This window comes from Ruegeria sp. THAF57, from assembly GCF_903914075.1.
In the GTDB taxonomy this organism is placed as follows: Bacteria; Pseudomonadota; Alphaproteobacteria; order Rhodobacterales; family Rhodobacteraceae; genus Ruegeria.
Map to the genome: position 1 here is coordinate 80,169 of NZ_CAIWNQ010000002.1, position 19,280 is coordinate 99,448.

15 protein-coding genes are annotated in these 19,280 nt (G+C 58.7%); 8 read left to right on the forward strand and 7 right to left on the reverse strand.

Going from position 1 to position 19,280, the window contains the following annotated elements:
- Position 1 precedes the first annotated feature (1 nt).
- From RUESEDTHA_RS04390 to RUESEDTHA_RS04400, 3 genes are all read right to left on the reverse strand, one after another.
- Entirely contained in the window at positions 2 to 1,330 is a 1,329-nt protein-coding gene (locus RUESEDTHA_RS04390; protein ID WP_180884755.1) for an FAD-binding oxidoreductase, read from the reverse strand.
- Between the two features lie 141 nt (positions 1,331 to 1,471).
- Positions 1,472 to 1,750 (reverse strand): hypothetical protein, encoded by a 279-nt coding sequence (locus RUESEDTHA_RS04395; protein ID WP_180884757.1) that lies wholly within the window; start codon positions 1,748 to 1,750, stop codon positions 1,472 to 1,474.
- Between the two features lie 269 nt (positions 1,751 to 2,019).
- Positions 2,020 to 3,678 (reverse strand): NAD+ synthase, encoded by a 1,659-nt coding sequence (locus tag RUESEDTHA_RS04400; RefSeq protein ID WP_180884759.1) that lies wholly within the window; start codon positions 3,676 to 3,678, stop codon positions 2,020 to 2,022.
- Between the two features lie 145 nt (positions 3,679 to 3,823).
- On the opposite strand from RUESEDTHA_RS04400, the gene RUESEDTHA_RS04405 reads away from it, so the two are divergent.
- Positions 3,824 to 5,284, forward strand: a complete 1,461-nt coding sequence (locus RUESEDTHA_RS04405; protein ID WP_180884761.1) for an MORN repeat-containing protein — start codon at positions 3,824 to 3,826, stop codon at positions 5,282 to 5,284.
- Between the two features lie 7 nt (positions 5,285 to 5,291).
- Here the strand turns inward: RUESEDTHA_RS04405 and RUESEDTHA_RS04410 are convergent, their stop codons facing one another.
- Positions 5,292 to 5,957 carry an SDR family NAD(P)-dependent oxidoreductase gene (locus tag RUESEDTHA_RS04410; protein WP_180884763.1) on the reverse strand — a complete coding sequence of 222 codons (666 nt, stop codon included), beginning with the start codon at positions 5,955 to 5,957 and terminating at the stop codon, positions 5,292 to 5,294.
- 285 nt (positions 5,958 to 6,242) lie between these two features.
- On the opposite strand from RUESEDTHA_RS04410, the gene RUESEDTHA_RS04415 reads away from it, so the two are divergent.
- On the forward strand, positions 6,243 to 7,811 hold the full coding sequence (locus RUESEDTHA_RS04415; protein WP_180884765.1) for a 2-isopropylmalate synthase: 1,569 nt from the start codon (positions 6,243 to 6,245) through the stop codon (positions 7,809 to 7,811).
- Between the two features lie 42 nt (positions 7,812 to 7,853).
- Here the strand turns inward: RUESEDTHA_RS04415 and RUESEDTHA_RS04420 are convergent, their stop codons facing one another.
- Both RUESEDTHA_RS04420 and RUESEDTHA_RS04425 read right to left on the reverse strand, forming a co-directional pair.
- Complete coding sequence (locus RUESEDTHA_RS04420) at positions 7,854 to 9,587, reverse strand: adenylate/guanylate cyclase domain-containing protein (RefSeq protein ID WP_180884767.1); 1,734 nt, start codon at positions 9,585 to 9,587, stop codon at positions 7,854 to 7,856.
- A 121-nt stretch (positions 9,588 to 9,708) separates the two neighbouring features.
- A complete protein-coding gene (locus tag RUESEDTHA_RS04425; RefSeq protein ID WP_180884769.1) occupies positions 9,709 to 10,494 on the reverse strand; it encodes a 23S rRNA (adenine(2030)-N(6))-methyltransferase RlmJ in 786 nt (261 codons plus the stop codon).
- Positions 10,495 to 10,649: 155 nt separating this feature from the next.
- Here RUESEDTHA_RS04425 and RUESEDTHA_RS04430 point away from each other — a divergent pair, with 155 nt between their 5' ends.
- Genes RUESEDTHA_RS04430 through RUESEDTHA_RS04455 form a run of 6 tightly spaced genes read left to right on the forward strand, consistent with a single transcriptional unit; the run spans position 10,650 to position 17,214 of the window.
- Complete coding sequence (locus tag RUESEDTHA_RS04430; protein WP_039523195.1) at positions 10,650 to 11,696, forward strand: rod shape-determining protein; 1,047 nt, start codon at positions 10,650 to 10,652, stop codon at positions 11,694 to 11,696.
- Positions 11,697 to 11,752: 56 nt separating this feature from the next.
- Positions 11,753 to 12,655: a rod shape-determining protein MreC gene (gene mreC / locus RUESEDTHA_RS04435; RefSeq protein WP_171124521.1), complete on the forward strand. Its 903-nt coding sequence runs from the start codon at positions 11,753 to 11,755 to the stop codon at positions 12,653 to 12,655.
- Positions 12,648 to 13,184, forward strand: a complete 537-nt coding sequence (locus RUESEDTHA_RS04440; RefSeq protein ID WP_180884771.1) for a rod shape-determining protein MreD — start codon at positions 12,648 to 12,650, stop codon at positions 13,182 to 13,184. The genes mreC and RUESEDTHA_RS04440 overlap by 8 nt, the downstream gene beginning before the upstream one ends.
- A complete protein-coding gene (mrdA, locus tag RUESEDTHA_RS04445; RefSeq protein ID WP_180884773.1) occupies positions 13,181 to 15,130 on the forward strand; it encodes a penicillin-binding protein 2 in 1,950 nt (649 codons plus the stop codon). Before RUESEDTHA_RS04440 ends, mrdA begins: the two co-directional genes overlap by 4 nt.
- The gene (gene rodA / locus RUESEDTHA_RS04450) at positions 15,127 to 16,266 is read left to right on the forward strand and encodes a rod shape-determining protein RodA (protein ID WP_171122480.1); all 1,140 of its coding nucleotides are present in this window, start codon (positions 15,127 to 15,129) and stop codon (positions 16,264 to 16,266) included. The genes mrdA and rodA overlap by 4 nt, the downstream gene beginning before the upstream one ends.
- A 15-nt stretch (positions 16,267 to 16,281) precedes the next feature.
- Complete coding sequence (locus RUESEDTHA_RS04455; RefSeq protein ID WP_180884775.1) at positions 16,282 to 17,214, forward strand: glyoxylate/hydroxypyruvate reductase A; 933 nt, start codon at positions 16,282 to 16,284, stop codon at positions 17,212 to 17,214.
- On the opposite strand, the gene RUESEDTHA_RS04460 is transcribed toward RUESEDTHA_RS04455, so the two are convergent.
- Positions 17,215 to 19,230: a M3 family metallopeptidase gene (locus tag RUESEDTHA_RS04460; RefSeq protein WP_180884777.1), complete on the reverse strand. Its 2,016-nt coding sequence runs from the start codon at positions 19,228 to 19,230 to the stop codon at positions 17,215 to 17,217.
- Between the last annotated feature and the right edge of the window lie 50 nt (positions 19,231 to 19,280).

Sequence of the window (19,280 nt, forward strand, 5' to 3'; positions counted from 1 at the left end):
CCTAATATCCAGGATCCGGCCGCACCTTCGAGCCGTCTGTAAACCGAGACAGACGAAACGCGGCCGGGTCCACGCATGGGGCGACTCCGGTCACAAGATCGGCCATCAACCGCCCTGCCCCGGGCCCGATACCGAACCCGTGGCCCGAAAATCCTGTGGCGATGAACATTCCGGGCATCTCGTCGACGCTCGACATGACCGGAATTGCATCTGGGGTCACATCAATCATGCCCGCCCAGCTTTGAACGATCTCTGCCTGCTTCAATGCAGGTACGCTTTTACTGGCCCGTGACCAAACCTGTCTCAGAACTTTGCGTGACGGTTCCGGGTCCAGAACGCGGCAATGCTCAAACGGCGTGACATCCGTGGGCAGCCACCTCTGGTCCTGTTGTGCCTCAACTGCCCATCGCTTGGATAAACGAAACCGCAGCGACCGCCACTCTTGCCTGTAGGCCGGCAGAAAGCGCCGCGCCAGTCTAAAACTGTCAGGCACGATATCGACCGTGTTTTCGTGCCCCGAGGCAATGGAATAGCCCCCGTCCGCGCGTTTTCTTATGGCAAAGTCATCAGACCACAATGCCGTTTCAGGTCCGTCAGCGGGCGAAGTGCGCAGCACCGTGTTCAACACCTTGAGTTGCGGCAGGTCGATCCCCGCATTTCCAGCAAAAAGACGCGACCAGGCACCGCCGGCCAGCACGACCTGTGTACAGGCCACGCGCCCCCTTTCGGTGAAGACACCTGCGACGCGACCGCCTTGCACATCCACGCTGCGCACCGCGCAGTTGGTCATCACCGAGGCACCCCGGTCGCGCGCAGCTTCGGCCATGGCAGGCGCGGCCCATTGCGGCTCGGCACGGCCGTCCTGCGGCATATGCAAGGCCCAATCCAACTCTGAGGAACACCCCGGCAAAAGCTCTTTCAGGTCCGCCCCGGACACCATTCCTGCACCTGTCTGCAGCCCGTCCACATGGGTCAGCCAACGCTCCAGATTGTCGCGGTCGCGGGGGCCCGATGCACCAAACAAAATTCCCGAGCGGACAAACCCTGTTCTTCGACTGGTCCTACGGTCCAAATCATCCCACAGACGCTGAGATTCGATCATCAACGGAATTTCCCGGGGATCCCGCAGCCCTAATCGAACCCACCCCCAATTACGAGAGCTCTGTTCGCCAGCGATATGACCCTTTTCGCAAAGCAACACCGACAGGCCGCGCTCTGACAGCTCCAAAGCAGTGGCAGAGCCGATGATTCCGCCCCCGATGACAACGACGTCCACGGCTTTGGGTAAGCTCAGATCAGGTTCGACAGGGGTAGGTTTCGGGCCGGGCATTTACCGCTCATTATTCATTGCTCCGACAGCAATGAATGCCCGTCAATCGTGCCGAAGCAATACGACCGAAGTCGAGTTTGACACTATTTTGATGATATGTGGCCGCTGCGCACGCTTCACGTCTGGTCGCGACCGAAACGTTCAGGCAGCGCCGACCAATTCAGCCCATTTCTGGCGCAGGGCAGACGTGAAACCGATGACCGTTTCCGAGGAATCCTCGGCCCTTTCGTCTTCGGCGTCCAATTCTGCGGTTTCAGCGGGTCGCGCGATTTCGGGTTCGACCGCCCGAGGAGAGGCCTCCTCGCTTAGGAGGTCGGCAATGACAGTGTCAATCTTCGCCTCGTCCAGCGCTTGCCCTTGTGATTCCATCGACTTCCACGGCAAAGGCGAGTGGAGAGGTTTATCATATTCCTCACGCATAATCGTACCAGACCATTACAACCAAAACCCATATCAGTGTTCCGCATCTGGCCAGATAGCTGTCAAAGGCTCGTGGCCCAGTGCAATGCGTCACACCCGCCCCACATGAGGCGACAATTCAACAAAACTATGGCGAAAAGATGTCAAATCATCAAGCAGCCACCGCTGTTCCCAAGGGAAGCGACCCCAAACCCATGGGATTTGGAAACAGTTCGATGAATGGGGGTAATTTGTATCCGAAACTGGGCGCTTTACGGCCTGCGATACCTTTAGGACCGGTCGCGCCAGCGGTTCACAATTGGGTATCTGCGATCCAACCAAAAGGCGCGGCTGGTCAAACGTGTCCCCGGCGCGGACTGAAAGCGTTTGTATTCGCTCATATAGATCAGATGCTCGACCCGGCGCGCGACGTCGCCATCGAAACCGGCCGCGATGCAATCCGCAATCGATCCCTCCTGATCCACCAGAATATCCAAAATCGTGTCCAAAACAGGATAGTCCGGCAAACTGTCGCTATCTTTCTGATCCTCGCGCAATTCCGCACTTGGGGGTTTGTCAATCACGGAAGGCCGGATCACCTCGCCCGATGGGCCGGACATCCAGTCACGGTGATTGGCGTTGCGCCAGCGACACGTCTCGAACACACGCGTTTTGTACAGGTCCTTGATGGGGTTATAGCCCCCATTCATGTCGCCATAGATCGTGGCATACCCAACGGCAACTTCGGACTTGTTGCCAGTGGTCAGCAGCATCTCGCCAAATTTGTTCGAGATCGCCATCAACAGCAACCCGCGCAGCCGGGATTGGATGTTCTCTTCCGTCAGATCGGCCTCGCGGCCGGTGAATAGCGGCGCCAGCGTTTCCGTCACAGCCGACCGGCTGTCTGAAATCGGCACATAGTCATAGTGAACACCCAGCGCCTTGGCGACGGCCTCGGCATCGTCCAATGACTCCTGGCTGGTATACTCCGACGGCAACATCACACAGCGGACATTCTCGGCTCCAATCGCGTCCACGGCGATTGCTGCAACAAGGGCAGAATCGACGCCCCCCGACAGACCCAACAGTGCATTCTGGAAGCCTGTTTTCCTCATGTAGTCGCGCAGTGATTGAACCATCGCGCGATAGTCCTGCTCCCATTCATCAGGCTGCGGCGCAACGTCGGCGGGTGCGATCCGCCACCCCTCATCACCACGCTCAAGATCAATATGGCGCAGGGCTTCGTCAAAGACCGGTATTCTGAAGGCAAGTGTGCCGTCCGGGTTCAGGCCAAATGTGCCACCGTCAAAAACCTGATCATCCTGTCCACCGACCATATTGAGATAGATCAGCGGCAAGCCCGTTTCGACAACCCGCGCAACCATATGGTTCAGGCGCACATCGTACTTGTTGCGAAAATATGGGGAACCATTCGGAACAAGCAGAAATTCGGCACCTGTTTCCTCGAGTGTTTCGGCAACATCCGGGTGCCAACTGTCTTCACAGATAGGGCTGCCTATTCGCGTATTGCCAACAGAATAAGGGCCGCCTAGCGGGCCTGAGTCATACAACCGGACTTCGTCAAATACTGTCTCGTTGGGCAGGTGGTGCTTCAGCACCTTGCTGCCAATCTTGCCATTCTTGAGGATCAGGTAGGCGTTATGAAGGTTTTCATCCTCGACCCAAGGCCCACCGATGGCCATTGCCGGTCCGTCAGCGCATTTGGCAGCCAGTTCTTCGATTGCAGCCATGGCAGACCGATGAAACGCAGGCTTCATCACCAGATCCTGCGTATTGTAGCCGGTAATGAACATCTCAGGCAGCGCAACCATGTCGGCCCCGGCCTCGCGCGCGTCTTCCCATGCGGCGATAGCCTTGGCGGCGTTGCCGTCAATATCCCCCACAATAGGGTTGAGTTGCGCCAGAGTGATGCGGAATCGGTCGGCCATGCTGCCCTCTTGCCCTCGTCTGTTCTAATGCCATTTAACAGATCGCACCGCGAGGAAAAGACAAATGCGGCAAAAGCCGTTGCCCTGCCCCCATCGGTATCTTAGTTTTGCGCAAAAGGACGATAACCGGGCAGGCTGAACAACCATGAACGCATTCCGCACTTCGATGGCCGCAACTGCGATGGCCTTGATGACACTGACCGCCTCCGCGCAAGATGGTCAGGTGATTGTCGCGGATGACGAAGTTGGCGGTGTTTACGAAGGCACTTTCCTGAATGGTTTGCGCCACGGCACCGGATCTTATCGCCTGCCAAACGGATTCGAATATTCCGGCGAATGGGCCGAGGGCGAGATTCAGGGCAAGGGCGTCGCGCGATATGTGAATGGCTCGGTCTATGAAGGCATGTTTGCGAAAGGCCAGCCGGAAGGTCAGGGAAAGATCATCTATCCCGACGGCGGCAGCTATGCGGGCGAATGGGCCAACGGATCAATTAACGGCAACGGCATTGCGACCTATGCAAATGGTGTGATCTACGAGGGCGCCTTCAAAGACGCGCGCTATCACGGCAAGGGTGTTCTGACTGACCCAAGCGGTTACGTATATGACGGCGATTGGGTGGACGGAACCAAACAGGGCAAGGCAAAGATCACGTCAGCACAGGGCAGCGTGTATGAGGGGGACGTCCAGAACGGCCAACGCCACGGTCAGGGCTCGCTGACCATTCCCGATGGCATGACATATACAGGCGCATGGACCGAAGATCGCATGACCGGTAAGGGGCGTTTGCTTCAGGCGAACGGCGACCTCTACGAGGGCGATCTTGTGGATGGCCAGCGTCAGGGCAAGGGCAAGGCAACCTATGCCAATGGCGCGACGTACGACGGCGATTACCTTGACGACCGGCGCCACGGAAAAGGGCGTTTTCTGGGAACCGACGGGTTCGAATACAACGGAGACTGGGCGGATGGGCAGATCCAAGGATTTGGCGAACTTACCTACCCCGACGGCTCGACCTATGTGGGTGACTTCAGCGCTGACCTGCCGCACGGCAAAGGGATGCATACCTATTCTGACGGCATCATCTACGAAGGTGACTGGATTGCCGGGGTGTTTGAAGGAACCGGCAAGGCAACCTATCCAAATGGCGCAGTCTATTCAGGACAGTTCAAAAATGGCCTCAGTCACGGGACGGGTGTTCTGACATTTGCGAACGGATACCGGTACGAGGGCGACTGGGCAGAAGGCGCACGGCAGGGAAAAGGAAAGGCCAGCTTTCCTGACGGAACCGTGTATGACGGCGAGTTTTCTGACGGAAAACGCCACGGACAGGGCACCATCACAACACCGCGCGGCTTCACCTATACCGGTGGATGGGTCGAAGGCAAAATAAGCGGCACCGGGGTCGCAACCTATGCCACGGGGGATGTGTACGAAGGTGGATTTCTGGACAACAAGCGCCACGGTGACGGCACAATTCGCTACGCCAATGGTCAGGAAGAATCCGGTGTCTGGGAAAACGGAGTGCTTCCAGAAGAAAACGTGGCAGAGCCTGCAGAAACACCTTCGACAGAGACCCCCGAAGAGGACACGCCCACGGCTGACTGAGCATCGCTCACCACGGCACGGTCTCACCTTTCCAATCAAAAAATCCGCCTGTCTGGGCCGGAGTAAGACGGTCTATAACGCCCAGCAAATTCTTGGCGGCCTCTTCTGGCGCGACAGTTGGATGGCGTCCGGCATATTTTCGGGTAAAGCTGGTGCGAACTGTCCCTGGATGCAAGGCGACGCAAATCGATTGCGGATGCGTGCGCGCCAATTCTATCGCCGATGTGCGAACGATCTGGTTCAGGGCAGCCTTTGCTGCGCGATAGCTGATCCACCCACCCAGACGATTATCGCCGATCGACCCGACGCGGGCAGACAAGACCGCGACAACACATTGCCTGCCGCGCGGCAACAGCTTGTGTGCGTGGCCAAGTACCAGCGCCGGCCCGACCGCGTTGAGTGCAAACTGTTCCATCATGGCGGGGGCCGAGACTGACTTGATTGTCTTTTCTGGCTCGGCCCCGTTCACCTCTAGCGCGCCAGTGGCGATTAAAATCATGTCGAACGGGCCATTCAGATTACCCAGCCCACGACTCACACTGTCAGGGTCCGTCAGATCAAACCTATCCACGGACCGCGACAAGGTCGTTATGACGACAGAATGTTGGCGCAGTTGTTGCGACAAAGCGCTGCCAATTCCGCCTGATGCACCGATGACAAGAGCTGACTTCATCATCAGTGACCTAGCTGCCAGTTCGTGTGGATCAACCTAGTCGAAAATGAAAACCTTCTGACGACTATACGCAAATTCGTTCTTTTCATTCCCGGCATGGGTTGTATAACCTCAATCCTATGATCAACCGCGCAGATATCCTTGTTGCCGACACCGCCACCCGCGGTGCGTCGCTGCGTGGCCTACTGATCCTAATCCGCCTCTGAGCGTGCCATCCGGCGCGCCCGCTCAGAGGAGGACGCCCGCGCGCCATAGGCTTTAGGACAGAAGAAGAAAGAGATTCCCATGACCAATGTGACCGACCAAGACCGCGTCTTGATCTTTGACACCACTTTGCGCGACGGCGAACAAAGCCCCGGCGCGACCATGACCCACAACGAAAAGCTTGAGATTGCCGAACTGCTGGACGAGATGGGCGTCGACATTATCGAGGCCGGGTTCCCCATCGCCTCCGAGGGTGACTTCAAGGCTGTCAGCGAGATCGCCGAGCGGTCGAAAAACAGCCGCATCTGCGGTCTGGCCCGCGCCAATTTCGCTGACATTGACCGTTGCTGGGAGGCTGTGAAACGCGCCAACAAAAACCGGATTCACACCTTCATCGGCACCTCGCCCCTGCACCGCGCCATTCCGAACCTGACGATGGACGAAATGGCCGACAAGATCCACGAAACGGTCAGCCATGCCCGTAACCTTTGCGAAAACGTACAATGGTCGCCGATGGACGCGACCCGGACGGAATGGGATTACCTCTGCCGAGTAATTGAGATCGCGATCAAGGCCGGGGCCACCACGATCAATATCCCTGATACCGTGGGTTATACCGCTCCGGTCGAAAGCGCGGACCTGATCAAACGCCTGATCGAGACCGTGCCGGGCGCGGATGAGGTGGTGTTTGCCACGCATTGCCACAATGACCTTGGCATGGCGACCGCGAACTCTCTGGCCGCAGTCGCAGGCGGGGCGCGTCAGATCGAGTGCACCATCAACGGTCTGGGTGAACGCGCGGGCAACACCGCTTTGGAAGAGGTCGTGATGGCCTTGCGGACTCGTAACGACATCATGCCTTGGACAACGGGTATCGACACCACCAAGATCATGCATATCTCGCGCCGGGTGGCGACCGTGGCGGGCTTCCCGGTGCAGTTCAACAAAGCCATCGTTGGCAAGAACGCCTTTGCCCATGAAAGTGGCATCCATCAGGACGGGATGCTGAAGAACCGCGAAAACTTCGAAATAATGCGCCCAGAAGATATCGGCCTGTCCGGAACATCCCTGCCGTTGGGCAAGCACTCGGGCCGCGCCGCATTGCGCGACAAGCTGGAAACGCTGGGCTATGAGGTTGGCGACAACCAGTTGCGCGACATTTTCGTGCGCTTCAAAGACTTGGCCGACCGCAAGAAAGAGGTGTTCGACGACGACCTCATTGCCCTGATGACGTTGGATGATGCCGACGACTACCTCCAACTGGTGTCCATGAAAGTCACATGTGGTACAGGCGGTCAGGCGGAATCGACGGTCGAGCTGGAAATGGACGGCAAAGACATCATCGCGACGGAACATGGCGACGGACCGGTGGACGCGACCTTCAAGGCGATCAGGTCGATCTATCCCAACAAGGCACATTTGCAGCTTTATCAGGTGCATGCCGTGACCGAAGGCACCGATGCTCAGGCCACCGTGTCCGTGCGGCTGGAAGAAGATGGCATGATCGCAACGGGCCAATCGGCGAATACCGATACAGTCGTTGCATCCGCCAAGGCGTATATCCACGCACTGAACCGGTTGATCATGCGACGTGAAAAGGCAGGCCCCGGCGCCGACGCCCGCGAGATCAGCTACAAGGATCTGACATAAACCGGACGGCCCGCACAAGCGGGCCGTTTTTCGTTTGACGGGTCAGGACAAACCGGCTTTTTCCAAGCCTCGGACGAAATGGTACAGATCGTCCTCCTTGGAATAGTGCAGCGTTGCGACGATATCCTCGATGCTGATGTCAGGTTGCACGGCTTCGACTGCCTCGGCATGTTCGCGCGCTTCGGCATCATTTCCAAGCCAGGCGTGACAGGCCGCAACATAGGCGTTCTGGACCATGTCCAGAGACGGTAAACGTCCAAAGTCGTCAAGCGCCTGATGATAGTTTCTGGCGCAGAACCGCGCCTTTCCCAGATGGCTCCAGAACCGGGCGGGGTGATGCGGGTTTAGACGCATGGCTTTCTGTATCCATTCCGCCCCCTCTTCGGGTCGGCCTGACCAGGTCAACAACTCACCCATCTGGACAACGACAAGGTCGTAATTGGGGTTCAAAGACAACGCTCTTTCCTGATGGTACCGCGCACGCCCAAGATTGTTTCGCAATATCTCGACCGCCGCCATCAGGCGATGCACGTCAGCGTCGTTGTCATCCAGCGATGCGGCCTTGAGGATAGCCTCTTCGCATTCGGCCAGCATCGTTTCGCGGTCGTCACACCAGCCGTACCCCCAGGCCTGTCCACGGATACAACCGCTCCAGGCGTGGGCATGCGCATAATCCGGATCCAGTTTGATTGCCCGGTCGATCATTTCGGTCGCTTCGACATTCGCTTGGCGCGTGCTGCGATGGTGCAGCACCTTGGCCGCCAAGACACATTCATACGCTGCGAAACTGGAGGGTGTCTTGCGTGTCAGACCCTCTTGCTGCGATGCTTCGATCCGCCCCGGCAAGGTGGCGACCACAGCGGAAATCACTTCGTCCTGAATCGCAAATATGTCGTCCAGATCACGGTCGTATTTTTCGGCCCAGACGTGCCCGTCACTATCGCTGTCGATAAGCTGAACGGTGACACGCACCCGGTTTCCGGCCTTTCGCACACTGCCCTCGACAATGTACTGCGCCCCCAGTTTTTCACCGACCTCTCGCACATTCACGGCCTGCCCCTTGTAGACAAAACTGGAATTACGAGAGATTACGAACAATTCGTGCCTTCTGCTAAGTTCGGTCAGCAAGTCCTCGGTCAGACCGTCAGCAAAGAACTCCTGCTCGGTGTCGCCGCTCATGTTGGCGAAAGGTAATACCGCGATCGAAGGCTTTACGACCTTGGTATCCGCTTCTTCTATCGGCTCGACGTCGTCAGAAGGTCCATCCAATTCGACACGATAGGCATGGACGGGCTGAGACAGGTTCTTGAGCTCGAGATTGCCCAAGTCCTGATATTGAAAATCAAGTCGACCAGACACCTGATCATGAACTGTGCCCGAAATCACCACGCCTCCGGCACGGGCGGACTGCTCCAACCGGGCGGCAATGTTTACGCCGCTGCCAAAGATATCGCCGTCCTCGAAAATGATCTCATCAAGATTGATGCCTATCCGGAACTGTATGCGCTGATCCCTTGGAACATCTGCATTCCGCCGCAGCATCCGGTTCTGAACCTCGACCGCGCAGGTAACCGCGTCGCTGGCGCTGGAAAACTCGACCAGCATCCCGTCGCCGGTGGTTTTGATGATCGTGCCCCTGTTCTTGTCGATAGCCGGATCAATCAGTTCTATTCGGTGCGTGCGCAACCGCGCCAGCGTGCCTTGTTCATCGTTTTCCATCAAACGGCTGTACCCGACCATGTCGGCAGCCAGAACCGTAGCAAGTCGGCGATCCATGGCACCCCTCCTCGCTCGAATTCTAGGGCCGAAAACCCCATTGTCATAAGGAATTTTCAAAAAACACCCTGTACGTGTATAGGGTGGGGATCAATGCGACCGACGCATGTATTCAGGCGTCTTAAAGCCCTGCAAAGAGTGAATCCAACCGGCGGGTTTCCTCATCAAACCCAAAAGGCGCATTGACCACAAACATCCCGGAACCGATCATGCGGTGCCCTTCGCGTGCGGCCGGAAACCGGACTTCATGACATTCGACTTTCGGCAGGTTCTGTTTTGCCAGCGCCTCAACCATCGCTTTGTGCCGCCCGTCGGAGAGGATCGGATACCACAACGCAATCACACCAACGTTCCACTTTCGATGCAGCTTGGAAATGATCCCGGGCAAGCGATCGTACTCCGATTTCACCTCATAGCTTGGGTCGACCAACAGCAACCCTCGTCGTGGCGTCGGTGGCAGCAACGACTGCGCCAGTTCGTACCCATCCTGCCTGTAGACCTTTGCACCGTAGGCAGACATCGTCATAGACAGTGCCGCGTGTTCCTGCGGGTGCAACTCGGCAAAGTGCAAACTGTCCTGTTCACGCAGAAGACTTGCAGCGATCAGGGGCGAACCGGCATAGCTGTTCTTGCCATGGCGCGCCCGGACAGTATTCAGCGCCTTTGACAAGGGATGATCCGCGCTGAACCACCCTTCACGCCGCGCCCGTTCGATTCCGGCAGCGGCCTCGCCCGTCCGCACGGCCTCGGCTGCATCCAACTGATACAAGCCACGGCCCGAATGCGTCTCGAGATAGGTCAGAGGCTTGTCCTTGCGGGTCAGATATTTCAGCATCCATGCCAACAAAGCGTGCTTTTGCACATCAGCCAGATTTCCAGCGTGGTAAATATGTTGATATGAGAGCATGTTGCCTTCTAAAGTCCCTCTCAATAAGGCGGAAAGGTGCTGATTGACGCGGAATCAGGCCTTTTACCGGGCGAGATGGCACCCTATAAGACATCCGTCCCGGAACCGTCGAGTCGCGGGCAGTAGAAATTCTGACGAACGGGATCAGTGAACACATGGGAATCTTTGGCAATCTGGGCGGCTTGTTCACAGCGGACATGGCCATCGACCTTGGGACAGCGAACACGCTGGTTTATGTCAAAGGGCGCGGTGTGATCTTGTCGGAACCCTCAGTGGTTGCCTATCACGTCAAGGACGGTGTCAAAAAGGTTTTGGCCGTGGGTGAGGACGCCAAGCTGATGCTGGGCCGGACACCGGGTTCCATCGAAGCGATCCGCCCAATGCGCGAAGGCGTCATCGCGGATTTCGACACCGCCGAGGAAATGATCAAGCACTTCATCCGCAAGGTGCACAAACGCTCGACCTTCTCGAAGCCAAAGATCATTGTCTGCGTGCCCCATGGCGCGACACCCGTTGAAAAACGCGCGATCCGACAGTCGGTTCTGTCCGCAGGCGCGCGCCGCGCAGGCCTGATTGCCGAACCGATTGCAGCCGCCATTGGTGCCGGGATGCCGATCACTGATCCAACCGGCAACATGGTCGTCGACATCGGCGGCGGTACGACCGAGGTTGCGGTCCTTTCGCTGGGCGACATCGTCTACGCGCGCTCGGTCCGCGTTGGCGGCGACCGGATGGACGAGGCGATCATCTCGTACCTGCGTCGACAGCAGAACCTTCTCGTCGGTGAATCCACTGCCGAACGTATCAAGACCACCATCGGCACCGCGCGCATGCCCGACGATGGACGCGGCCAGTCGATGCATATCCGGGGCCGTGACCTGTTGAATGGTGTACCCAAGGAAATCGAGATCAGTCAGGCACAGGTGGCTGAGGCGCTATCCGAGCCCGTCCAACAGATTTGCGAGGCGGTGATGACCGCGCTGGAAACCACACCGCCCGATCTGGCAGCGGATATCGTGGACCGGGGCGTGATGCTGACCGGCGGCGGTGCGCTGCTGGGTGATCTGGACCTTGCCCTGCGCGAACAGACCGGTCTGGCCGTGTCGATTGCCGATGAAAGCCTGAACTGTGTGGCTTTGGGCACCGGCAAGGCGCTGGAATATGAAAAACAACTGCGCCACGCGATTGACTACGAAAGCTAAGGCGCGCACCCTTTTGGGGTGAAAACTCGGGCAAGAGCAGCACGGGAAGGTAACCTGTGGCAAAGGACCGATCACAGCGCGACGAATACACAACCCCCTTGCGCCGCCTGCTGTTGGGGATCGTTGTTCTGTGTCTGTTGGGCATCTTTCTGGTCTGGCGCATTGACAGCCCGCGGGTCGAGCGGTTCCGCGCACAGGTCGTAGACACCGTCGTACCCTCGATGGATTGGGCCATGGTTCCGGTCACTGCCGTTGTAAACCTTGTACGTGATTTTCAAAGCTATCAGCGCCTGAGCGAGCAAAATCAGGAATTGCGCAGCGAACTGCGCCTGATGCGCGCGTGGAAAGAAGCGGCTCTTCAGCTTGAACAGGAAAATGCGCGCCTTCTTGACCTCAACAATGTGCGGCTTGATCCGCGCCTGACCTATATCACCGGCGTTGTTATGGCGGACAGCGGCTCGCCCTTCCGTCAGTCTGTTCTGCTGAATGTGGGTGAGCGTGACGGAATTATGGACGGCTGGGCCACGATGGATGGGATCGGCGTGGTTGGGCGCATCTCGGGCGTTGGCCCGGATACAGCGCGGGTGATCCTGATGACCGATGCCTCCAGCGCGATACCCGCAACCATTCAACCCTCTGGTCAGACCGCTCTGATCGCGGGGGATAACACGCCTTCTCCGGCGGTCGAGTTTCTTGAAAACCGCGAACTTGTGCGGCCCGGTGACCGGGTTGTCACGTCGGGCGATGGCGGCGTTTTCCCGGGTGGCCTTCTGATCGGTCAGATCACGGCTGACCCCGGTGGGCGCCTGCGGGTCCGTTTGTCTGCTGATTTCGAAAGGCTCGAGTTTCTGCGTGTCCTGCGGTTCCACTCTGCGCCTCCGATTGAGGATTCCGGCGATATCGTCGGGCCAAGACGACCCGAAACTGCCATAGCACCTGCAGAGGCCGGCGATGGATAGGCAGGTCTCGCAGCTTTGGACCAAGCGGGCGCTGTACCTGTTTCTGGCCTTTCTAATCATGTTTTTGCATCTATTGCCGCTGAACACACAACCGGGGCGCTTGCCGTTTCCCGACCTTCTGATGGCCTTGACCTTCGCTTGGGTCTTGCGGCGGCCTGAATATGTTCCAATCCCTTTGATCGCGATCGTGATGCTGCTGGCAGACCTGTTGTTGCAGCGCCCCCCGGGATTGCTGGCTGCGCTTGTTGTTCTGGGGGCAGCCTATTTGCGCGGGGCCGCGCCCGGCATGCGCGACGCCGGATTTATTGCCGAATGGACAACCGCAGCCGTCGCGATCACGGCTGTTTTTGTACTGAACCGCATAATTCTTGCTATTCTAACGGTGCAACAAGCGGCATTGGGGCCGATGGTGATACAAGTGGTTCTGACAATTGCAGTTTATCCGCTGATCGTTCTTCTCAGCCAAAGCGGATTCGGCGTTCGACGCGCCTCGGCGGTGGATTCTGCTACAGCGGGGCTTCGGTCATGAAACAGCGCAAGACCAAATCGCAGGGGCTTGCCTATAAACGCCTGCCGCGCCGCGCGGTGGTCTTGGGCGGATTGCAGGCGGCCTTCATTGGCGGGCTGGCGGCCCGAATGCGGTTCATGCAGGTGGATCAGGCTGACGAATACCGCCTGCTTGCGGAAGAGAACCGCATCAATATTCGGCTTATCCCCCCAACACGCGGGCGGATCTATGACCGCAATGGGCAAATAATCGGCCAGAACTCTCCTTCCTACCGGATCGTAATGGTCCGCGAGGACGCAGGCGATGTTGATGCCGTCATCTCCAAACTGTCCGATTTGATCCCGTTGACCGAGGACGAGATCGAACGCGCCAAGACTGAAATGCGCCGGTCGGCCCCGTTCCTGCCGGTGACGCTGGCGGATCAGGTGACGTGGGAAGATATCTCAAAAGTCGCCGTCAACGCACCAGCCCTGCCCGGCGTCACCCCCGAAGTTGGCATGACCCGCCAGTACCCAAGATACGAAGACTTTGCGCATGTCGTTGGGTATGTAGGCCCTGTCAGCGACTATGACCTCAGCCAGATCGAGGACCCCGAGCCAGTTCTTCGCATTCCCCGTTTTCAAATCGGAAAGGTCGGTCTGGAAGCCAAGCAGGAAGGCACCTTGCGCGGCAAAGCAGGCGCCAAACGGGTCGAGGTCAACGCCACAGGCCGCGTGATGCGCGAATTGGACAGGCAAGTGGGTGAGGCCGGTGCCGATCTTCAGCTATCCGTGGACGCAGACCTGCAGCAATACGCGCAGGCACGTTTGGCAGGGGAAAGTGCCGCAGCCGTTGTAATTGATTGCGAAACCGGGGACATACGCGCCATCAGCTCTGCCCCCAGTTTCGATCCAAACCTGTTCGTGCGCGGCATTTCTGTCGCGGATTATCGGACGCTGACTCAGGACAACTACCGCCCGCTGGCCAACAAGACGGTGCAGGGCACTTACCCTCCCGGCTCGACTTTCAAGATGATCACCGCAATGGCCGCGCTTGAGGCCGGGGTAATCGGCCCGTCCAATACCGTGTATTGTCCCGGCCACCTGAAGGTCGGCAGCCGCAGGTTCCACTGCTGGAAGCGCGGCGGCCATGGCACCGTCGATCTGGAAACATCGCTCAAACGCAGTTGCGATGTTTACTACTATGACGTGGCTTTGCGCACCGGTATCGACCGGATCTCGGACATGGCGCGCATATTCGGACTGGGCGTGAAACACGACATACCGATGTCCGCCGTTGCCGCAGGGCTTGCACCGAACCAGGAATGGAAACAGCGCGTGCACGGTCAGGATTGGCTGGTGGGCGACACGGCGAATGCCTCGATCGGTCAGGGGTTCATGCTGGCGTCACCGTTGCAGCTGGCGGTCATGACGGCGCGGATCGCTACAGGGCGCGCTGTCTCGCCGCGTTTGGTACGCTCAGTGAACGGGATCGAAGAACCCTCGGGCGCGGGTGAACCTTTGGCGGTGAACCCAAACAACCTTGAACAGGTGCGCAAAGCGATGTTCTCGGTCTCGAACGACCGGCGCGGAACGGCCTATCGCAGCCGGATTATCGCTGATGAGTTCCGCATGGCGGGCAAAACCGGAACCAGTCAGGTGCGCAACATCACCAAGGCCGAACGCGCTGCTGGTGTTATCCGCAACGAAGACTTGCCATGGGAACGCCGCGACCACGCGCTGTTCGTCAGCTTTGCGCCGTATGACAACCCAAAATATGCCGTTGCCGTCGTCGTGGAACACGGGGGTGGGGGCTCCAAGGCGGCCGCACCGGTTGCACGGGACATTATGCTGCAGGCCCTTTACAATGGCACACCTCCACTGGAAGCCTACCCGGTGGCCGACCGAGACCGCATCAAGGAACAGCAGAAACGGCTTGAGGGCGACCGCCGCCCCAAAGCGCGTCCGACCGAAAAGGACCGCGCATGAGCTATCTTGAATACGCCGTCAAATCCACTCCGTCAGGGTTTCGCAAATTTCTGTTTATGAACTGGCCGCTCACCCTGTTGCTGATCAGCACAGCCAGCGCCGGGTTCTTGATGCTGTATTCGGTGGCCGGTGGATCTTGGACGCCCTGGGCTGAACCTCAGATGGAGCGGTTCGGCCTTGGCCTTGCGGTCATGTTCATCGTGGCGCTTGTGCCGATCTGGTTCTGGCGCAACATGTCAGTGGTGGCCTATCTGGGCTCGATCGCATTGCTGGTATTCGTGGAATTGTTCGGCACTGTCGGAATGGGTGCACAACGTTGGATTGATCTTGGGTTCATGCGACTGCAACCATCCGAAGTCATGAAAGTGACGTTGGTGATGCTGCTGGCGTCGTATTATGACTGGTTGCCATCGCACAAAACATCGCGTCCGATTTGGGTGATCATCCCCGTCATCCTAATCTTAATTCCCACGTTCATGGTGCTACGCCAGCCGGATCTTGGCACCTCGATCCTGCTGCTCGCGGCCGGGGGTGGATTGATGTTTCTGGCGGGTGTCCACTGGGCCTACTTCGCTGCAGTGATTGCGGCGGGCGTCGGTCTGATTGCCACCGTGTTCAACAGCCGTGGAACAGAATGGCAGCTTCTGAAAGACTATCAGTTTCGCCGCATCGACACGTTTCTCGACCCGTCTACCGACCCGCTGGGTGCCGGGTACCATATTACGCAGTCGAAAATCGCCTTGGGGTCAGGGGGGTGGAACGGGCGCGGATTCATGCAGGGCACACAATCGCGGCTGAACTTCCTACCTGAAAAACACACCGACTTCATCTTTACCACACTGGCCGAAGAGTTCGGCTTTGTTGGCGGCATCACACTCTTGACCCTGTACGGGCTGATCCTGATCTTCTGCATGGTCACGGCGCTGTCGACGAAGGACAGGTTTTCTTCGTTGGTGACACTCGGGATCGCGCTGAACTTCTTCCTGTTTTTTGCCGTGAACATGTCGATGGTCATGGGCCTTGCCCCAGTTGTGGGTGTGCCCCTGCCAATGGTCAGCTATGGCGGATCGGCCATGCTGGTTCTGATGGCAGCCTTCGGTATTGTCCAAAGCGCCCATATCCACCGCCCACGGTGATCTGAAAGGCTCCCAATGTCCGTGAACGTCCTGTTTTCCGCACGCCCAGAGCTTTGGCCCGTATACCAGCCGCTGTTGGAAAAGGGACTGAACCAGGCTGGTCTGAACTTTCATCTGGCAACCGACATTGAGCCGGATCAGGTAGACTATATCGTCTACGCCCCAAATGGCGGGCTTCTGGACTTCGCGCCATATACACGCCTGAAGGCCGTGCTGAGCCTTTGGGCCGGAGTCGAGAACATCGCGGGAAACGAAACCCTGACCGTTCCTCTGGCGCGGATGGTAGATCACGGCCTGACGCAAGGCATGACAGAATGGGTGGTGGGGCATGTTCTGCGCTATCACCTTGGGATGGATCAGCACATCACTGTTCAAGATGGCGTATGGATCCCGGACGCCCCACCACTGGCGCCCGAGCGGAGGATTTGCATCCTGGGTCTTGGGGCATTGGGTGAGGCCGCCGCGCGCGCCCTAGCCACGCTTGGTTTCGATGTCACGGGCTGGAGCCGCACCGCCAAGGATATTCCGGGGGTAAGATGTCTGCATGGTGACACGGGGCTGCGTGCAGCCTTGTCGCAAGCTGAAATCATCGTGTTGCTCTTGCCGGATACGCCTGCGACCACAAATACACTGAACGCCGAGACACTGGCTCTGCTGCCGAAGGGTGCACGTATTATCAATCCCGGCCGGGGACCATTGATAGACGACGACGCGCTCTTGTCAGCATTGAACTCCGGCCAGATCGGGCACGCGACACTGGATGTTTTTCGGGTGGAACCCCTGCCCACCGATCATCCCTATTGGGCACACCCCAAAGTGACGGTCACGCCCCACATCGCATCGGAAACCCGCCCGGCCACGGCCGCGCAGGTCATTTGTGACAACATCGCCCGAGGTGAAGCCGGCAAACCCCTGCTGAACGTCGTGAACCGCGATCTGGGATACTAATCATGCCGCGATCAGGCCGCGGCCTTTCAACAACGCCTCAACCCCCGGCAACCGGCCCCGGAAGGCCAGATACAGCTCTTCGGCCTCGCGCGAGCCACCGGTGGACAGGATATTTTCCTCCAGCGCCTTGGCGCGGTCGGGATCAAACGCACCTCCGGCCTCTTCAAAGGCGGCGAAGGCGTCGGCATCCATGACCTCGGACCACATATAGCTGTAATAGCCCGAGCTATAGCCGTCGCCCGCAAACACATGGGCGAAATGCGGCGTGGCATGGCGCATCCCGATGGCCGGGAGCATCCCCAGACCCTCTAGCACCTGCGCCTGTGTCGCCATCGGGTCTGCCGGGGCCGCACCGTCGTGGAACTCCAGATCGACCAGCGCCGAGGCGACATATTCCACCGTCTGGAACCCCTGATCGAAATTGGCCGCCTTCAGCACCTTGTCCAGCATGTCCTGCGGCATCGGCGCGCCGGTGTCAGCATGGGTGGCAAACTCGGCCAGAACCTCGGGCACTTCCAGCCAGTGTTCGTACAATTGGCTTGGCAGTTCTACAAAATCGCGCGCCACGGATGTGCCCGAAATGCTTTCATAGGTGACATCCGACAGCATCTGATGCAGTGCATGGCCGAATTCATGAAACAGCGTCCGCGCGTCATCATAGGACAACAGCGCCGGATCGCCCTTGGCGAAGTTGCACACGTTGATCACGACAGGAGCCTGCGCCTTGGGGAATTTGGCCTGAGACCGCATCGCGCTGCACCACGCGCCGGATCGCTTGGACCCGCGCGCAAAGTAATCCCCTATGAACACTGCGACATGCTGGCTGTTGCGCGTGACCTCCCACGCGCGGCAATCGGGGTGGTAAAGCGGCACATCCAGCGGCGCGAATTCCAACCCGAACAAACGGTTGGCGCAGGCAAAGGCGGCCTCGATCATCCGATCCAGTTGCAGGTAGGGTTTCAGCGCGGCCTCATCCAGATCATGCTCGGCCTTGCGACGTTTCTCGGCATAGTAGCGCCAGTCCCACGCGGCCAGAGGGCCGTTGACCCCATCCACCTGCATCATCTGCGTCAGAATCTCGGCATCCACATCGGCTCGGGCCTTGGCCGGTTCCCAGACCTGCATCAACAGATCACGCACTTTGTCCGGCGTGCGGGCCATCTCAGTTTCCAACTTATAGGCCGCGAAATTGTCATAGCCCAGCAGCTTGGCGCGTTCTTCGCGCAGGGAAAGGATTTCGGCGGCAATTTCGCGGTTATCTGTCTCGCCCCCGTTCGCGCCACGCGCGGTCCACGCCTTATACGCCACCTCGCGCAGATCGCGGCGGGGCGAGAATTGCAGGAACGGCACGATGATTGAGCGCGACAGGGTCACAACCGGACCGTCCGCGCCCTTTTCCTGTCCGGCGGCGCGGGCCGCATCCACGACGAAATCGGGCAGGCCTTCCAGATCATCCTCGGACAGGGGCATGAACCACTCACGCTCATCCGCAAGCAGGTTCTGAGTGAAGGATGTACCCAGCGAGGCTAGCCGCGCCTTGATCGCCTGCATCCGCGTGTCCGCATCCCCGGTCAGCGCCGCACCGGCGCGCACGAACCCGCGATGGGTCAGCATCAGCACCCGCGCCTGTTCGTCCGTCAGGCCCAGATCATCCTTGCGCGCCCACAGATCGGCCAACCGCTGAAACAACGCCTTGTTCGAGGAAATGCCCGAGAAATGCGCCGCCAGTTTGGGCGAGAAATCCCGCTGCAATTCCTCGCGCGTCGGGTTGCTGTCGGCCCCTGCCACGGTGAAGAACACGGACAGAACCTTGTCCAACTGCTCACCTGCGGCCTCAAGCGCCTCGACCGTGTTGGCAAATGTGGGCGCGTCGGGGTTGTCCGCGATGGCGTCGATCTGCGCGTTATGCGCCTCTAGGGCGGTGTCCAGCGCGGGGGAAAAATCGCTATCGGCAATCGTGTCAAACGGTGCGATTTCAAACGGTGTGGTCCAGTCGGACAGGATCGGGTTGGTCATGAAACTCTCCTTTGATCACAACCTAGGAACGCGAGGCAGGATGATCCAGT

Excerpts from the sequence above, each read along its gene's own strand:
- RUESEDTHA_RS04455 (WP_180884775.1), top strand. The coding sequence starts at position 16,282 with ATGTCCGTGAACGTCCTGTTTTCCGCACGCCCAGAGCTTTGGCCCGTA.
- RUESEDTHA_RS04425 (WP_180884769.1), bottom strand. The coding sequence starts at position 10,494 with ATGCTCTCATATCAACATATTTACCACGCTGGAAATCTGGCTGATGTG.
- RUESEDTHA_RS04390 (WP_180884755.1), bottom strand. The coding sequence starts at position 1,330 with ATGCCCGGCCCGAAACCTACCCCTGTCGAACCTGATCTGAGCTTACCC.
- RUESEDTHA_RS04430 (WP_039523195.1), top strand. The coding sequence starts at position 10,650 with ATGGGAATCTTTGGCAATCTGGGCGGCTTGTTCACAGCGGACATGGCC.
- RUESEDTHA_RS04405 (WP_180884761.1), top strand. The coding sequence starts at position 3,824 with ATGAACGCATTCCGCACTTCGATGGCCGCAACTGCGATGGCCTTGATG.
- RUESEDTHA_RS04460 (WP_180884777.1), bottom strand. The coding sequence starts at position 19,230 with ATGACCAACCCGATCCTGTCCGACTGGACCACACCGTTTGAAATCGCA.
- RUESEDTHA_RS04395 (WP_180884757.1), bottom strand. The coding sequence starts at position 1,750 with ATGCGTGAGGAATATGATAAACCTCTCCACTCGCCTTTGCCGTGGAAG.
- RUESEDTHA_RS04410 (WP_180884763.1), bottom strand. The coding sequence starts at position 5,957 with ATGAAGTCAGCTCTTGTCATCGGTGCATCAGGCGGAATTGGCAGCGCT.
- RUESEDTHA_RS04440 (WP_180884771.1), top strand. The coding sequence starts at position 12,648 with ATGGATAGGCAGGTCTCGCAGCTTTGGACCAAGCGGGCGCTGTACCTG.
- mrdA (WP_180884773.1), top strand. The coding sequence starts at position 13,181 with ATGAAACAGCGCAAGACCAAATCGCAGGGGCTTGCCTATAAACGCCTG.
- RUESEDTHA_RS04400 (WP_180884759.1), bottom strand. The coding sequence starts at position 3,678 with ATGGCCGACCGATTCCGCATCACTCTGGCGCAACTCAACCCTATTGTG.
- rodA (WP_171122480.1), top strand. The coding sequence starts at position 15,127 with ATGAGCTATCTTGAATACGCCGTCAAATCCACTCCGTCAGGGTTTCGC.
- RUESEDTHA_RS04420 (WP_180884767.1), bottom strand. The coding sequence starts at position 9,587 with ATGGATCGCCGACTTGCTACGGTTCTGGCTGCCGACATGGTCGGGTAC.
- RUESEDTHA_RS04415 (WP_180884765.1), top strand. The coding sequence starts at position 6,243 with ATGACCAATGTGACCGACCAAGACCGCGTCTTGATCTTTGACACCACT.